Annotated in this window: 14 protein-coding genes; 1 reads left to right on the forward strand and 13 read right to left on the reverse strand. The window is 40.5% G+C overall.

Features of this window, described 5'->3' with window-relative positions:
• Position 1: 1 nt before the first annotated feature.
• The 13 genes from ftsZ to MM239_RS11655 all read right to left on the reverse strand — a co-directional run bounded on the left by ftsZ (position 2) and on the right by MM239_RS11655 (position 15434).
• The gene (gene ftsZ / locus MM239_RS11595; RefSeq protein ID WP_241348408.1) at positions 2 to 1663 is read right to left on the reverse strand and encodes a cell division protein FtsZ; all 1662 of its coding nucleotides are present in this window, start codon (positions 1661 to 1663) and stop codon (positions 2 to 4) included.
• A gap of 116 nt (positions 1664 to 1779) precedes the next feature.
• Complete coding sequence (ftsA, locus tag MM239_RS11600) at positions 1780 to 3102, reverse strand: cell division protein FtsA (protein ID WP_241348431.1); 1323 nt, start codon at positions 3100 to 3102, stop codon at positions 1780 to 1782.
• Positions 3103 to 3112: 10 nt separating this feature from the next.
• Entirely contained in the window at positions 3113 to 3868 is a 756-nt protein-coding gene (locus MM239_RS11605; RefSeq protein ID WP_241348409.1) for a cell division protein FtsQ/DivIB, read from the reverse strand.
• Positions 3858 to 5252, reverse strand: a complete 1395-nt coding sequence (gene murC / locus MM239_RS11610; RefSeq protein ID WP_241348410.1) for a UDP-N-acetylmuramate--L-alanine ligase — start codon at positions 5250 to 5252, stop codon at positions 3858 to 3860. Before murC ends, MM239_RS11605 begins: the two co-directional genes overlap by 11 nt.
• A complete protein-coding gene (gene murG, locus MM239_RS11615) occupies positions 5249 to 6331 on the reverse strand; it encodes an undecaprenyldiphospho-muramoylpentapeptide beta-N-acetylglucosaminyltransferase (protein ID WP_241348411.1) in 1083 nt (360 codons plus the stop codon). The genes murC and murG overlap by 4 nt, the downstream gene beginning before the upstream one ends.
• Positions 6332 to 6369: 38 nt before the next feature.
• Positions 6370 to 7542: an FtsW/RodA/SpoVE family cell cycle protein gene (locus MM239_RS11620; RefSeq protein WP_241348412.1), complete on the reverse strand. Its 1173-nt coding sequence runs from the start codon at positions 7540 to 7542 to the stop codon at positions 6370 to 6372.
• A gap of 1 nt (position 7543) precedes the next feature.
• Positions 7544 to 8905, reverse strand: coding sequence for a UDP-N-acetylmuramoyl-L-alanine--D-glutamate ligase (gene murD / locus MM239_RS11625; protein ID WP_241348413.1), 1362 nt, complete (start codon positions 8903 to 8905; stop codon positions 7544 to 7546).
• Positions 8906 to 8907: 2 nt separating this feature from the next.
• Positions 8908 to 10119 carry a phospho-N-acetylmuramoyl-pentapeptide-transferase gene (gene mraY / locus MM239_RS11630; protein ID WP_241348414.1) on the reverse strand — a complete coding sequence of 404 codons (1212 nt, stop codon included), beginning with the start codon at positions 10117 to 10119 and terminating at the stop codon, positions 8908 to 8910.
• 3 nt (positions 10120 to 10122) lie between these two features.
• Positions 10123 to 11586 (reverse strand): UDP-N-acetylmuramoyl-L-alanyl-D-glutamate--2,6-diaminopimelate ligase, encoded by a 1464-nt coding sequence (locus MM239_RS11635; RefSeq protein ID WP_241348415.1) that lies wholly within the window; start codon positions 11584 to 11586, stop codon positions 10123 to 10125.
• Positions 11587 to 13701 (reverse strand): penicillin-binding protein, encoded by a 2115-nt coding sequence (locus MM239_RS11640; protein WP_241348416.1) that lies wholly within the window; start codon positions 13699 to 13701, stop codon positions 11587 to 11589.
• A complete protein-coding gene (locus tag MM239_RS11645; RefSeq protein ID WP_241348417.1) occupies positions 13698 to 14078 on the reverse strand; it encodes an FtsL-like putative cell division protein in 381 nt (126 codons plus the stop codon). The genes MM239_RS11640 and MM239_RS11645 overlap by 4 nt, the downstream gene beginning before the upstream one ends.
• Positions 14079 to 14081: 3 nt before the next feature.
• Positions 14082 to 14987: a 16S rRNA (cytosine(1402)-N(4))-methyltransferase RsmH gene (gene rsmH, locus MM239_RS11650; protein WP_241348418.1), complete on the reverse strand. Its 906-nt coding sequence runs from the start codon at positions 14985 to 14987 to the stop codon at positions 14082 to 14084.
• A gap of 6 nt (positions 14988 to 14993) precedes the next feature.
• A complete protein-coding gene (locus MM239_RS11655) occupies positions 14994 to 15434 on the reverse strand; it encodes a division/cell wall cluster transcriptional repressor MraZ (RefSeq protein WP_241348419.1) in 441 nt (146 codons plus the stop codon).
• A 451-nt stretch (positions 15435 to 15885) separates the two neighbouring features.
• Here MM239_RS11655 and MM239_RS11660 point away from each other — a divergent pair, with 451 nt between their 5' ends.
• A complete protein-coding gene (locus MM239_RS11660; protein WP_241348420.1) occupies positions 15886 to 17118 on the forward strand; it encodes a peroxiredoxin family protein in 1233 nt (410 codons plus the stop codon).
• Positions 17119 to 17202: the final 84 nt, after the last annotated feature.

The following is a 17202-nucleotide window of genomic DNA, read 5'->3' on the forward strand; positions in this document are numbered from 1 at the left end:
CTTAATCAACATTATCATGTAAAAACCTATTATTTTTCAAAAACTCATTGTCATCCGACAAATTGAATCTTGAAATACTTCTTTCTGAGCTATGCTGAACATCATTGAGCTTAACCTGCCTTCTAAGATACGCAGGTGTCTCTAATTTATCCTTAAACTCTTCAGGGTGATGCGAATTCGAATTTAAACTTCTTAGTTTCTCGAATCTTTCATGTGCCCTTTGAATCGCCTTTTCTTTCAACTGCTCATAATACTCATTATTTACAGCTGCAGCATCCTTAGCTGATTGGTTTTTAGGCTCTGGAGCCTTTTCTTTAGGCTCTTCATCTTCTAAAGTATAAACTTTAGTGTTTGCTTCAGGTGCATTTGCCGTAACAAATTCAAATGGAGCTTCTTCTTCCTCTTCTTTTACTTCTTTTACTTGTGGTGCAGAAGGTAGTTGATTTTGAACCGGTTGAGCTTGACGTTGTGGTTCTTCCTTGAAGTTATTTTCAGCCCTGGTAGGGATCATAGGCTGCTGCATTGGGAAAGTGAAAGTTTGTCCTAAGTGAGTTGGTACTTCCTCTTCTACTTTAGAAGTTTTTCCAGACTCCAAATGGATTACTTTTTTTACATTCTCATCTTCAGTTTGATCAGTGACTTCAATCTTTTTTTCAGACTCAGTTGGAGTGCTTTTTTCTGCTCCTTTTAAGGAATCCATCTCAAAACCCGTAGCAATTACAGTAACTCTGATAGCCTTGCCCAACTCAAGGTCAATACCCTGGCCAAAGATAACTTCAGCTTCTTCTCCTGCACGCTCCTGAATGTACTCAGTGATCTCGCTCAACTCATCCATAGAAAGCTCCTCCTCTTCTCCAGACATGATTGAAAGCAATATCTTTTGCGCTCCTTTGATATCTACATTATTCAATAACGGTGAGGCAATGGCCTTTTCGGCTGCTTTGATTGCTCTACCTTCTCCTTCTTCAATTGCGGAACCCATTACAGCTGCTCCAGCATCTTTCATTACGGTCTTCACATCTTCGAAATCCACATTGACATCTTGGTGAACAGTGATGATTTCGGCGATAGATTTGGCTGCGGTCGTCAATACATTGTCAGCTTTCGCAAATGCAGACCTGATGGCAAGGTTACCATATACCTCTCTTAATTTATCATTTAAGATCACTAGGACAGTGTCACAGTTTTCTCTCAATGCTTCAATACCTAGCTGTGCAGAGGTCATTTTTTTTCTCCCTTCAAACATAAAAGGAGCTGTAACGATACCAACAGTTAGTATATCCAAATCTTTTGCAATCTTTGCAATAACAGGAGCAGCACCTGTCCCTGTACCTCCACCCATTCCTGCAGTGATAAATACCATTTTGGTATTATCTGATAAAAGTTCTCTTATCTCTTCCTTGCTTTCCAAAGCGGCGTTTCTACCTCTCTCCGGATTAGCCCCTGCACCTAGTCCTTCCGTCAAGCTAGCGCCCAATTGAAGTCTTGTTGGAACTGGACTACTTTTCAAAGCTTGAGCATCCGTATTGAATACGACAAACTCTACATCTTTGATACCTTGATTGAACATGTGGTTGACAGCATTGGAACCACCTCCTCCTACACCTATCACCTTGATGATAGATTTGTGATTTTTAGGAAGATCAAACTTGTAATCTTTCATGTTATCTGACATTTTGAATTTATTTTGTTGGTGAACTTAATTTTCATATTTATCGGACTTCCAAAAGGAGGGGAAATAAAATGCAGTACAAGCTATCTCCCCACTATTAGATAGCCCTAGTAATTACTATCGTCGGCTATATCACTACCGATCATATCTTTGAGTCTATTTCTAATATTTGTGAAGATATTTTCCCCAGGAAGCCCAGCAGGCTTTGATGACTTCACACTTATTTCTAATTCTTTCAAGGAGGCAGTTCTTTCTTTATATTGTGTTTCTCTATCATCTAGAGATTTGAAACCTGCTAGGACCAAACCAACAGAAGTGGCATACATAGGACTTTTGATTTCATCTACTTTACACTTGCCCAAATGCTCATTTGGATATCCTATTCTAGTATCCAGACCGGTCATGTACTCAAACAGCTGCGCTACTCCTTGTAGCTGTGATCCACCACCCGTCAAAACAATCCCTCCGGCCAACTTCTTGTAGTGACCACTAGCTACCAATTCATTTTGAACATATTCAATAATCTCCTCCATACGTGCCTGAATGATCGCAGCTAGGTTTTTAATAGATATTTCCTTTGGCGGTCTGTTTCTCAATCCTGGAATAGAAACGATTTCATTTGGATTGGCTTCTTCGGCTATGGCTCTTCCAAATTTCGTTTTCAATAATTCTGCTTGGTGGTGAAGCACCATACAGCCTTCTTTGATATCTGTGGTGATGATGTTTCCTCCAAGTGGAATCACTGCAGTATGTCTGATGATATTATCATAGAAAATAGCAATATCAGTAGTACCCCCACCAATGTCCACTAGACAAACTCCTGCCTCTTTATCAATATCACTTAACACAGACAATGAACTTGCCAAAGGCTCCAAAATCAAATCTTTTGAAATTAAATTGGCTCTTTTCACACACCTGTTGATGTTGTTGATCGCTGTGGACTGTGCAGTAATGATATGAAAATCAGCCTCAAGCCTGGAACCTGACATTCCAACAGGATCTTTGATACCATCCTCATAATCGACTGTATAATCTTGCGGCATCACATGGATGATCGAATTCCCTGGAGGCACAACGATATTCTCCATATCATTTGATAGCCTTCTCACATCTTCTATCGTAATCTCGTCTTCGTTTTGACGGCGAAAAGTGACACCATGGTGAACCGTACTCTTGATGTGCTGACCAGCTATCCCCACGAGCACCTCTCCGATGTCAACTTCAGCCATATCAGAAGCATCTTGTACAGCTTTTTGAATGGCGTTGACAGTTTTATCAATGTTGGTCACAATACCTCTGATCACTCCATCAGAGACAGATTTGCCCATACCTAGAACCTCAAGTTTTCCAAACTCATTCTTGCGACCGATGATCGCACAGATTTTGGTTGTCCCAATGTCCAGACCTACGATTAATTGTTCATTTTCCATAGCCGTTATATTATTCACAAATGATTTGATCCTTGTATTTTACATTTACTCTACTGTAAGTATTCCAACCTTTGGTAGGAAGGATTTCTTCATAGAAGAGTGATATTTTCTTAAACTTTTCTTCGATATGCTCAGCAGCGCCAAACTCAATAACTTGCTTTCCTACTTGCTGATACATTCGAATGTCATTTTTCCTGTTGATTTCAAGACCTGTGATCTGCGCTCTCCAAAACTCATCTCCTTCTATAAATTCGATCAAATTCATCAAGCCATCATGCTCTTCACCCAATCGCTCTTCTAACAACAGCCTTTCCGCATAGTTTCCTTCCAAAGTCAATACCCTAGTGGTATACTTAGGAGAAGTAGGCAAAATGACACCTTCTGTAGAAATGTATCCATCTGCGGCCATTGGTCTTACTATCCTCGCCATAGGTTTATGTTGGTCTATTTCGACCAGAATATTACCTTTCAAGTCACTGAAGACCTCTGCATTCTTAACAAATGGGTGATTTGACACCTTTTCCTCCATTTGATCCAAGTTTACTTGATTGATTAGAATTCCGGTGTTCAACATGGGGAATTCTGTCTGCAATCTTGACAACAAGTCCTTTTCCTCTACAAAGTAGACATCAGCAATAGGATTGACTTTGACATGAATGCTATTCACACGTTTGTCTGCACTTTGTTTTTCGACAAAACCTATAAATCCTAAGAGCACCAATACTAGGACACTGAATACCAATGTTTTTCTAAGTTTAGCTTTCATCTTGCATCCATTTTGTGATCGGTTCTACTAACCTGTCTATGTCTCCTGCACCTATAGTCACGAGTACTTCAGGTGAATTCTCTTTCAGGTAATTGATCACTTCTTCCTTCGGCTGCAAAGTCTTTTTACTAGACTTGATCTCTGGAAGAAGCATTTCGGAAGTAACACCTTCTATAGGTAACTCTCTGGCTGGATAAATATCCAAAAGCACTACCTCATCAGCCAATGAAAGGCTTTCGGAAAATCCAGTTGCAAAATCCCTGGTTCTGGAAAAAAGATGTGGCTGAAATACCGCCGTCAACTTCCTATCAGGGTACATGGCTTTCACTGAATTTAGAAATGCAGCGATCTCCTCTGGATGATGTGCATAATCATCGATATAAACCCTTCCTTCCTCTTGAAGGTGAATTTCAAACCTCCTTTTCACACCTTTGAAGGAAGCTAATCCATTTCGAATTTGATCCTCACTCAAGCCCAAATCCAACCCTATTGCAATGGCAGGAAGGGCATTTTCTACATTATGGAAGCCTGGCATATGAAGTTCTAAGCCAGTGATTTGCTTTTCACCATTGACAAAATCAAATTTGAAAAGCCCTGGCAATGCTTCTACCTGAACCGCTTTTACTTCACCAGCACCAATTCCATAAGGAGTCACATTTACTTTTTTCAAATCTAAATCGCCAAGCTTTTGGAAAGCTTTGGTATGTATGTAAAGCTTGCCACCAGAAGAAATCAGCTTCAAAAAAGCATGAAATCCCTTTAACATCACCTCACCATTTCCATAAATATCCAAATGATCTGGATCTACACTTGTCAACACTGCTACATTTGGATGCAGATGAAGAAAAGACCTGTCAAACTCATCCGCTTCCACAACCACCCAAGAGTCACTTTCTTGATCATCTTGGAGCAAAAGGTTGCTTTGGTAGTTTTGAGTAATTCCACCTAAGAATGCCGCTACATTTACATTGCCCTGCTTGAGAAGGTGAGCAACCATCGACGACGTCGTAGTTTTGCCATGCGTACCAGCTACCGCGATAGCGGGCATACTAGAAGTAATCATCCCAAGTAATGCTGCACGCTTTTGCAGTTCAAAACCTTCATTTTTGAAGAAATTGAGCTGAACCGAATCCTTTGGCATCGCAGGGGTCCATACGATCATGGCATTATCTTTTTGAGCGCTAACTGCACTTGGCACGTGCTCCAAATCATCTACATAACTGATATTCATCCCTTCCTCTTCCAACTTTTTGGTAAGTGGAGAAGGAGTTTTATCATATCCAGACACTTGCATTCCCATGTGATTGAAATACCTTGCTAAGGCACTCATTCCGATACCACCGATACCTAAGAAATGTACGCTATGTAAGTTTTTCAAATTCATGAGATCAATGTTGCTATTGTGTCCACTATCGCTTTGGCTGCGTCTGGTTTTGCTAATTTTTTAATGTTTGTAGCCAATTCTTCCGCTCTCGCATCATCATTGACAATATCGTCTACTGCATTTTTCAAATTCCCAATTGCTTCGGCATCCTTCAAAAGCACTGCTGCATGCTGAGACACGTAAGCTACTGCATTTTTGGTCTGATGATCCTCTGCCACGTTGGGTGACGGAATGAATATCACTGGCTTACCTACTAAGCTAAGCTCGGACACCGAAAGAGCTCCTGCTCTTGATACCACAACATCTGCGACAGCATAAGCAAGATCCATTTCTTTGATAAACTCTCTGACATGTACATGCTTCAGTCCTGATTCTAATACACTTTTTGACATTTCTAAGAAGTAAAACTTCCCACATTGCCACAAGAGCTGATATCCTGCCGCTTCAAATGCTTTCATTTCTGCCAATACAGCTCTATTGATCGTACGTGCACCTAAGCTACCTCCCAGAACCAGCAAGGTCAATTTGTTGCTATCAAGACCAAAATGAGCTATAGCTAGTTCTCGTTTCCCTTCCAGTTCCATGATATCTTTTCTCACAGGATTTCCCGTGTAAATGATTCGTTCTGAAGGAAAAAATTGCCCCATCCCAGGATAGGCAACACATATTTTTTTGGCTCTCTTTGAAAGTAGCTTATTGGTCAAACCCGCATAGGAATTTTGCTCTTGAAGCAATGTCGGAATCCCTGCATTTTGGGCAGCAAATAAGACTGGCCCACTTGCATATCCTCCTACACCTATAGCTACATCAGGCTGGAAAGACTTCACTAGAGATTTTGCTTTACTCAAGCTAGACATCAATTTGAATGGAAAACTCAAATTTGACAAACTCAAGCTTCTCTGAAGACCTGCCACTTTCAATCCTGTAATAGGGTATCCTGCTTCAGGAACTTTCTGCATTTCCATCTTCCCTTCCGCACCGACAAATAGAAACTCTGACCCTGGAAATCTTTCTTTCCAAGCATTGGCTATGGCTATGGCTGGGTAGATATGCCCACCAGTACCACCTCCGCTAATCATGATTCTATATGTCCTTTCCTTTTTGATAATATTTCTATTTATACTGTTTGCAATGATCTTCTTGCTCTATTTGAGGTCTCCACGATTGGCTCCTCTGCATCTTCATGATCCCCTCGACTGACACTCAGAATGATCCCTAGAGAAAACCCCGTAAATATCAATGAGGTACCTCCCATACTTAGCAATGGAAGTGGCAATCCAGTAATAGGTCCAAGACCTACGGCTACTGCCATATTTACCATAGCTTGAAGAACCAAAGCAAAGCTTAGCCCTGCTGAAAGTAAACCTCCAAAAGGTTTGGTGGAAGATGCTACGATCCTCATGCCTCTATATAACAATGCTAAATACAACAACAATACCGAAGCCCCTCCCACTATGCCATATTCCTCAATGATGATCGCAAATATGAAATCAGAATAAGGGTGCGGTAAAGAATTTCTTTGCTCCGAGTTCCCTGGGCCTTTACCAGTGATTCCTCCAGTAGAAATGGCTATAAAAGACTGTTCTGCCTGATATGGAATATCTTCACCAGAGACGAAATTCTCAATCCTTGAAACGAATGTCCCTCCACGCTGCCCAAAGAATACAGCCGCAGTCAATGCCATCACCCCGACTAATACAATCACAAACGTGTACCTTAAAGGAACTCTTCCAATGAACATCAACAAAAGACAAGTTGTCAAAAGCAATACAGCGGTCGACATGTTTGCCATTCCAATCAGACCACAGATAATCCCCACAGCTATCATTACAGGCACGAATGTGCTCTTGAAATCACGAATGTTACGCTGCTTTCTTGCCAAGAAGCTAGCCAGTGTCGCGATCAATGCCAGCTTAGCCAAATCTGAAGGCTGGAAAGCTTGATCTATAAGTGGAATAGTAAGCCATCTATTCGCTTCATTGATATTGGAACCAAAGAAATAAGTGAAAATCAATAATGGAACAGAAATCAACAACAAGAATCTACCAATAAAACCAAAAGTCTTGTAGGGAATCTTATGCACTGCCCACATCACAGCTAAGCTTATAAACACCAACATCGCATGCTTGATAATGTAGGTCTCCGTGTTTCCACCTTTATATTTATATGCTAGTGTACCAGTGGCAGAATATACCACCAGAATACTGATGATAGACAGCAGAATCACGATAGCCCAAATGATTGGGTCTCCTTTGAGATGTTGGTCTATAAATTCCTTCGCCTTATTCATCTTAGCTCACTTTTAATTGCTTCAATTGCTGAACAGCCGCTTTGAACTGCTCACCACGATCTTCATAATTTCTGAAAAGGTCAAAACTTGCACAGGCTGGAGATAACAACACCACATCTCCCGCTTTTCCCAACTCTAATCCCCACGAAACTGCTTGCGCAATTTCTTGGGTCTCCCTTATTTCAGCTATCTTACCAGCAAATGCTATTTTCAATTTTTCGTTATCCTTGCCTAGACAAATAAGTGCCTTGACGTTCTTTTTCACAACTCCATCAAGCAGCGAATAATCATTCCCTTTGTCTACACCTCCTGCTATCCAGATTAAACCTTGACCAAAACTTTCTAATGCATAAATGGTAGCGTCCACGTTGGTTCCCTTGCTATCATTGATAAAAGCAATGTGATCAATGTCAGTAACCCACTCCATTCTGTGAGGTGCATTCTGAAAATCTCCTAAGCCATTTACAATCACTTTGACATTAATCCCTGCTTCAAGTGCAGCTATTATAGCACACATGGAGTTTTGCATATTATGCCTCCCTTGAAGGCTTACATTTGCCGCATCAATCAAGACCGCTTCTGACAAACTCGGAAGTTTCACACTAATGAATTCCATATCATAAAATCCTCCGACTGGCTGTTCCCCCTCTAAAGAAAATAATGCCATACGTGCTGCAATTGGACTTTTCTCTATACCTAAGCTAATATTAGTATCATCAGCATTGATAATCGCTAAATCTTCACCATCCATATTCTTGAACAAGGATACCTTTGAAGCGATATAGTTTTGCAGCTTGTACTCATACCTATCCAGGTGATCCGGAGTGACATTTGTCAACACCGCTATGTCTGGTTTAAAGGACACAAATCCGTCAATTTGAAAACTACTGACCTCAATGATCCACCAATCTTTATCACCTTCTATCAATTGTCCAGCCCAGCTTTGTCCAACATTCCCTGCTAACCCAACATTTAAACCTGCCTTTTTAAACAAATGATAGGTCAATAAGGTGGTGGTGGTTTTACCATTGGTCCCAGTGATAGCTACTATTTTTCCTTTGGAAAATCTTGAAGCAAACTCCAACTCATCTATCACAGGAATTCCTTTAGCTATCGCATCTTTCACCAAAGTGACATTTGTTGGAATTCCAGGGCTTTTGATGATCTCATCGGCTAAAAGCACCTCTTCTGCTGTATGCTTTCCCTCCTCAAATGGAATATCAGCTTCTTGCAATAGCGATTTTCTTTGCTCATTGATCTGGCCCATATCTGATACCCAAACGGCATAACCATGCTTCTTGGCGAGCAATGCTGCCCCCAATCCACTTTCACCTGCGCCTAATATGACTATCTTCTTACTCATTTCTATCTCAACTTCAATGTTGCCAATGTGATGATTGCTAATAAAATTCCTATGATCCAAAACCTTGTGACAATCTTTGCCTCATGGATATTCTTTTTCTGATAATGATGATGTAAAGGTGACATTAAGAATATTCTTCTTCCTTCGCCATATTTCTTCTTAGTGTATTTGAAATATGAAACTTGAATGATCACAGATGCATTTTCAATGACGAAAATCCCACAAAGAACAGGAATCAAAAGCTCCTTGCGCAATGTCAAAGACAAGACAGCAATCACACCACCCAACATCAAGCTACCTGTATCTCCCATAAACACTTGCGCAGGGTAAGCATTGTACCACAAGAAGCCAACACAGGCTCCTACAAATGCAGCACAGAAAATCACCAGTTCCGCAGAATTTGGGATGAAGAAAACATTGAGGTATTGGGAGAATATGGCATTACCAGAAATGTATGCGAAAATGGCTATGGTCAAACCTATAATCGCCGAAGTACCTGCAGCTAGCCCATCAATCCCATCTGTGATATTAGCACCATTGGAGACTGCTGTCACGATGAATATTACAATCAAAATGTAGAAAACAGGAGTAGCAACATCCCCCATGAATCCAAACACTCGCTCGTAATTAAGTTCATTGTTTTTCATGAAAGGAATGGTTGTCTTCATTGTCTTCACATCCCTGTATGCAGGAGTTTCTACTATTCCTTCCTCAATGGACACAGGATTAGTAAATTCTCTCACCACCACATCATCATGGAAATAAAGCGTAGCACCTACTACGACACCAATTACAATCTGTCCTACAATCTTAAACTTGCCTGCAAGTCCATCTTTGTTCTTTCTGAATACTTTGATATAATCATCCAGAAAACCAATCCCTCCAAGCCAAAGTGTGGTGATTAGCAATAAGATAATGTATATGTTATTGATGTTTGCAAAAAGCAAAGTTGGGATAATGATACCAGCCATGATCATAAGCCCACCCATAGTTGGTGTGCCCTTTTTCTCATTTTGTCCTTCCAACCCCAAATCCCTTACCGTCTCCCCAATCTGCTTGTTGCGAATCCATGCAATGATATTTTGCCCAAAGGTAATGGTGATCACTAGAGACACCAAGGCTGCCATACCTGCTCTGAAAGAGATATAGCGAAACACACCTGTCCCAGGGATATCCAACACTTTGTCAAAATATTCAAATAATGAGTATAACATCGCTTAGCTATTATGGATAAGGTTTAATAATTCTTTCACTATTTTTCGATCATCAAAGGCATGCTTCATACCTTTGATCTCCTGATACGTCTCGTGACCTTTACCTGCTATGAGGATTATATCACTTGGCTTGGCTAGTACACAAGCTGTTTTGATAGCCTCTCTTCTATCTTCGATCACCATCGTTCTTTTGAAATCAACAGGATTGACACCAGCTTCCATTTCTCTTAAGATAGCCATAGGTTCTTCATCACGAGGATTATCAGATGTAAGCACCACTTTGTCACTCAAGTTAGTCGCTATCTTGGCCATGATCGGACGCTTGGTCTTATCTCTATTACCCCCACATCCTACTACTGTGATGACCTGCTCCCCGCCCGTTCTTACACCTTGGATAGTTTTGAGTACATTTTCCAAGGCGTCAGGAGTATGTGCGTAATCTACTATGGCTGTCACTCCAGCTATGGTGATTTTATCAAATCGACCTTGGGCTCCAGGGACTTTTGATAATTGCATCAAGACCTCCTCCTCTTCTTCTCCCAACAAAACTGCTGTACCAAAAACAGCTAAAATATTGTAAGCATTGAACTCACCTATCATTCTAAACCAAACTTGCTTACCATCAATATCCAATTCCAATCCTTCTATCGAATTTGTCAAGATTTTTGCCTTGAAATCAGCTGGAAAACGTAAGCCAAAGGTTTGTTTGGTCGCTTGTGTGTTCTGAAGCATTACCATACCTCTCTTATCATCTGCATTGGTAAGTGCAAAAGCATCTTTTGGAAGTCTATCGAAAAGCATTTTCTTTGCTTTGATATACTCATCAAAAGTGCCATGATAATCCAAGTGGTCATGGGTAATATTGGTAAATACCGCACCCATTAACTTCAACCCAGAAAGCCTCTCTTGCACAATTGCATGTGAGCTCGCTTCCATAAAGCAATGTGTACAACCTGCTTCTACCATCTTTTGGATAAGTTCCTGAAGACTTAGAGCATCGGGCGTAGTATGTGTTGAGGCAATAACTTGCTCATTAATTCTATTTTCTACTGTAGAAATCAATCCAACTTGGTAGCCCATTTCCATATACAATTGATATAGAAGGGTGGCTGTTGTCGTTTTGCCATTTGTACCTGTGACAGCTACTATCTTCAGTTTTGAAGAAGGGCTTTCATAATAGTTTGAAGCCATGATGCCGAGTGCTTTTGTGGCATGGCTTACAGTGGCATAAGTAATATGATCCAAAACTTCAGTAGGTAGGGTCTCACAGATGATCACTGTAGCTCCCTGCAATATGGCTTTACCGATAAAGTCGTGACCATCTACCTGTGTTCCTTTCACTGCTACAAAGACATCACTTTTTGACACTTTTCTACTGTCAAAAGCAAGCCCATTGACCTTCTTATCCATGTTTCCTATGGTAGCTGTCAATGATACTCTGTATAATATGTCTTTAAGGTCTTTCATTTATCCTAATACTAGGCTAATTACACTGTTCTGACTGATTGCTGCACCAGGGTTTATGGACTGGGCTTTGACCCTTCCTTTTCCGTGGTAGACTACTCGTAAACCTTTATTTTCTAATACATATAAGGCATCACGAAGCGAAAGCCCATTTACATCTGGAACTGTCGGAGCTTCAACTTTATTTGCTTTCCACTGTATCGCTTTGTTGTTTACAGTAGATTTGACCCAGCTTTCACCTCCTTCATTTTTGTAATGATTGGAAATCCCGAATCGGTTGCAGAGCATCTGAAGTTCATCAACTTTTCCTGCTTGAATAAAAGGAAATTCATCTTGCTTAAGTGAAGCATATTGAACTTTCGGGTTGGACTTGACATTGATTTTCAAATCCTGTGCGTAAAGTTTGTCTGCTATTTCTTTGAATACTGGAGCTGAAACATCCCCCCCGTATGCGTTGAATCCTTTCGGGCTATCAATCACGACTATAGCCGAATACTTTGGATTGTCAGCTGGAAAATACCCTGCAAACGAGGTATAGTATCGTTGCGTATAGCGTCCATCTATCAACTTTTGTGCAGTTCCTGTCTTTCCTGCTATTTTGTAATCTTTGTTGTGAACATTCTTAGCTGTCCCATTTGCAACTACCCCTTCGAGTAAGGATTGCAACTGCTTGATCGTCTGATCAGATGCTATACTTTTTTTGAGCACTTCAGTGTCAAATCTTTTTTCAAAATTATTCCCTTTGGCAATCCCCTCAACAATCATCGGCTTTACCAACTTGCCACCATTTGCTACAGCATTGTATAGCATCAAAGTATGAAGTGGCGTTAGCTTAGCCTCATACCCAATAGACATCCACGGCAGAGTAGTACCATACCAGTTTCTTTCACCAGGAACTTTGAAGTAAGGTGCGCCTTCACCTCTCAATTGAAAATCAACGGGCTGATGAATCCCAGCTTTCTCTATGTAGCTCACAAATTTCTTTGGTTGATGTCCAAAATGCTCATTAACCAGCCTTGATATGGCTACATTGGAGCTCTTTTCAAAAGCCTCTTTGATCGTAACCTCTCCATACCCACCTTGCTTTGCATCTCGCATCGTACGATCAAAGAACTTATAAGTACCATCTCCAGTATCAATTTTATCATTCAAGTTGATCTTTCCTTCCTCAAGCAAAGCCATCATGGATAGCAATTTGAAAGTGGACCCTGGCTCGGTGAGACCTTGATCACCTACAGCAAAGTTGTAGTTCTCTGCATAGCCAATACCTGATTTATTCTTTTGTAAATTGGCAATCGCTTTGATTTTTCCAGTAGCTACTTCCATGACAATAACAGATCCATACGCAGCATCCTTTGCAATCAACTGACGAAGGAGGGCTGACTCTGCAACATCCTGGATATTAACATCCAATGTGGTATAGATATCAAAACCATCGTCAGGTTTCACATCTTCAGCATCAAATACAGGCTTCCAGCTGCCTCCAGCGATTCGTTGAAACAAGGCTTTCCCATTTTTCCCTTCTAGATATTCATTGAAGCTGTATTCCACACCCACGCCGTAATTATCCTCATTGAGAAAGCCTACGGTACGGGAAGCGAGATTATTGAAAGGCCTGTATCTCTTTTCTACTTTTTCGAAAATCACACCTCCACCCAGTCGGCCATTTCGGAAAATCGGCCACTGACTCATGGCCTGCATTTCTTGATAGCCGATTTGTTTTCTATTGAGGATCAAATAGCGCTTTCCGCTGACACGAGCATCTTTAATGGATCTTTTGTAAGCATCGGCAGACTTGTCTTTGAAATACCCCGAAAGCAAAACAGACAAAGAATCAATTCCCCTGTCAAAAACATCTCCTTTGGCAACAATTGGATCCATCACTACCCTATAAAACGGCAAGCTGGTCGCAAGCAAACTTCCATCTGCTGCATAGATATTTCCTCGAGTAGCACTCACTTGCCTGTACTGAAAATTCAAGCTCTCAGATTTTGCCTGCCATTTCTCACCCTCCACAAACTGCAAATGGGCGATCCTATAAAAGATCAGCCCAGCAAATAAGGTTACCACTATAAAGGCAACTCTTACTCTCAGTACTATGGATTGTTTGATATTCACTTTTTATATTTAATTTTTATCGGCGGTTCATCTATTTCGTATATTCCAAGTGGTTGGATTTTTTTGGCCACTTCGGACTGCTTACTACTAAGCATATATTCAGCTTCTAGCGTCGTCACATCTGCTCGTAAATCCTCCACTTCCTGCTGCATGCGCTCAATCTTTCGAATCATATTGTCAGCGCGGTGATTGCTCCAGATATAAATCATTGCAAGAAAAGCTGCAAAGAAAAAAGGAGGTCCAAACTTTACTGGAATCCCTTCCCCTAATAAGCCCGTCACGTTTAGCTTTTCTTCGATTAAGGTGAAAATACTTTTCTTAGCCGCTTTGGGTGTAGAACCTTTCTTAAGCTTTTTTTTAAATGTATTCTGACTCATGATCTAATTCTTTTTAGCTATTCTCAACTTTGCACTCCTAGACCGGTTATTGATCAATAATTCTTCCGGTGAAGCTGTCACAGCTTTGCGGGTAACCGGCTCGAGAGGCCTGATCAAATTTCCATAGAAATCTTTTTCGACCTCACCTTGAAACTTGCCTTTAGTAATAAAATTCTTTACCAGTCTATCTTCTAAAGAATGATAACTCATCACTACCAATCTACCCTCAGGCTTGAGCACATCCACAGTCTGTAGAAGCATTTCTTCTAAAGACCCTAGCTCATCATTAACTTCAATCCTCAAAGCTTGGAAGACTTGAGCGAAGTACTTGAACTCTTTACCTCTAGGAGCAAATTTGTTCAGCATTGCCTTGAATTGAGCAATGGTAGCAAATGGCTCTGTAGCCCTGTAGGCCACCACGGCTTGAGCCAAGGTTTTGGCATTTTTGATCTCTCCATAGATGCCGAATAGCTTATGGAGCTTGGCTTCCTCATAAGTATTTAAAACGTCTCTGGCTGTCAATGTCATGGCATCGCTCATTCTCATGTCCAAATCTCCATCAAAACGTGTAGAAAAACCTCTTGTCGGTTCATCTATCTGATGAGATGATATGCCCAAATCAGCCAAAATACCATCTACCTGTTTGACTCCATGAAGTCTAAGGTATCTCTTGAGGTCTCTAAAATTTGCTGAGACAAAAGTGAAATTCTCACTATCTGGAATATTTGCTTCTGCATCTTCATCTTGATCAAATCCATAAAGATGTCCCCCGTCCAAATGTTTCAAAATCTCTTTGGAATGTCCTCCTCCGCCAAAAGTCAAATCCACATAAATACCCTTCGGATTGATAGACAATCCGGTAATGCATTCTTGGAGCATCACGGGAATATGGTACGCTTGATCTTTCATGGTAATCTAAGATATGTTTTGATCCATCAATGCAGTAAGTTCTGCATGATCCAATATCACGTCTTTATTATATTTTTCCGGACTCCATATTTCTATGTAAGATCCGACACCGTTCACATAAGCTTCCTTGTCAATTCCTGCATAAGTCAGGAAATTCTTTGGAATCAAAAACCTACCTGCACTATCAAGCTCCACATCGACCAAGCTGTCAAAAAAACTCCTCTTGATCCTTCTGTGGATAGGGTCTCTGTCCGAAAGCCCATTGATTTTATTGTATAATTTCTTAAACTCTTGCTCAGGGTACAATGCCAAACAACCATCATCACCAAAACGCAAATAAAGAGAACTACCATTGACCTCTGGTATTGCCGCCTTGAGTTTAGCGGGCAATGCCAGACGACCTTTGGCGTCTACTTTGCATTCGTGCCTAGTGTTGAACATTCTCATGAGATACAATTGAGTTTACTTCAAATACAAAAGTAAGAAAAGCTTCCACACAATCCACCACTTCAATACACTTTTCTCCACATTTCTACACATTTTATTAAAAGTATCTAAAAGTTTGAATTTTAACAACACATTGCAATAAAATTATCCCAATTAAATACTGACCTTCAACAGCTTGCGCACTAAGCATACAAGCCAAAAGAAACTAGAAAAAGGGCGTTTTAGCTAGATTTCAGGTACAAAAATCCTATTGACAAAAAAGAATAAATCAAATAGGGCGTGAATGGAGATACAAAAGTGGGGAAAAATCCCACCAAAGAAAGAATCTGAGTAAAATCATCCCTAAATTTTGATAAAGTTTGAATAACAGTCCTCAAAACATTATCCCTATCGTATAAGTGGGATAATATGTTTTTATACTTACATTTGACCAGAAAACAAAAAAAACCTTATGAAATTCAATCCAATAATCACCCTATTTAGCTTAATTCTCCTTATTTCTTGTCAGAATGAAAAAGAAGACACTTATGATCTGGAAGGTAAATGGAGAGCGGAAATTGATTTGAGTGAAGACATATTACCCTTCGGTCTCGAGATCTATCAAAGTGGGGAAAAGTGGAGCGCATTTCTCATAAATGGAGTTGAAAAATTAGAAATTCAAGACATAACTGTCCAAAAAGACTCCATCCATATTCCAATGGGTGTATTTGATGCTACGATACACGCCCAAATTCAGAAAGGTGGGGAATTAGTGGGGAAATATGTCAGAAATTACAGCGTTGACTATGTTTTACCATTTCATGCTTCAAAAAATGAGGCTCAAAGATTTCCGACAAATAAAGCTGCGGAATCAAATTTCTCAGGAAAATGGAAAACAGTATTTCAAGACAAAGATGGAAAAACCTATAATGCTATAGGCATCTTCAAACAAGAGGGCAATCTGATCACGGGGACATTTTTGACAGCTTTGGGAGATTATCGCTTTCTAGAAGGCAATGTTGATGGAAATCAATTCTACTTAAGTGCATTTGACGGGAGTCACCTATTTTTCTTTCATGGTCAAGCGCTGGAGGATGGATCTATTCAAGGAAGATTTAGAAGTGGCCCACGGTATAAAGAAACTTTTATAGCGGTAAGGGATGAGCATTTTGAGTTGCCAGATGCAGGTAGCTTGACATTTTTGAAAGAGGGGTATGAAACGCTTGACTTCACTTTCCCAGATACTGATGGAATTCCAGTCAGCTTGAGTGATGATAGGTTTCAAAAAAAGGTTGTCTTGGTACAGCTGTTTGGAACTTGGTGTCCCAACTGTATGGATGAGACCAAATATCTAGCACCATGGTATGAGCAAAACAAGGGTCGTGGTGTTGAGATCGTTGGCTTGGCTTTTGAGAGCAAGCCTGATTTTGACTATGCTAGTAAGAGGGTGAAAAACGCCGCAGAAAAGCTAGGGGTAAAATACCCGTTCCTGATCGCTGGAGAGAGTAACAAAGCAAAAGCTGCCGAAGCTTTACCTGCTCTTAGTAGCGTAGTAGCTTTCCCTACTTTGATCTACCTAGACCGTCAAGGTAAAGTTCGCCATATACACACTGGCTTCAATGGCCCTGGCACAGGAGGCATGTACGACAGGTGGATTGAAGAGCATGAGGAATTGGTAAATGAGCTGTTAGGTGAAAAATTATAAAATCAACAACTAACATCTAGGTGTAGTTTGTAACCACGAACCTCTGGGTGTAGTTTGTAACTACACCTTAAATATCTTCAATAC

Origin of the sequence: Belliella filtrata (assembly GCF_022549775.1) — a bacterium.
GTDB lineage: Bacteria > Bacteroidota > Bacteroidia > Cytophagales > Cyclobacteriaceae > Belliella > Belliella filtrata.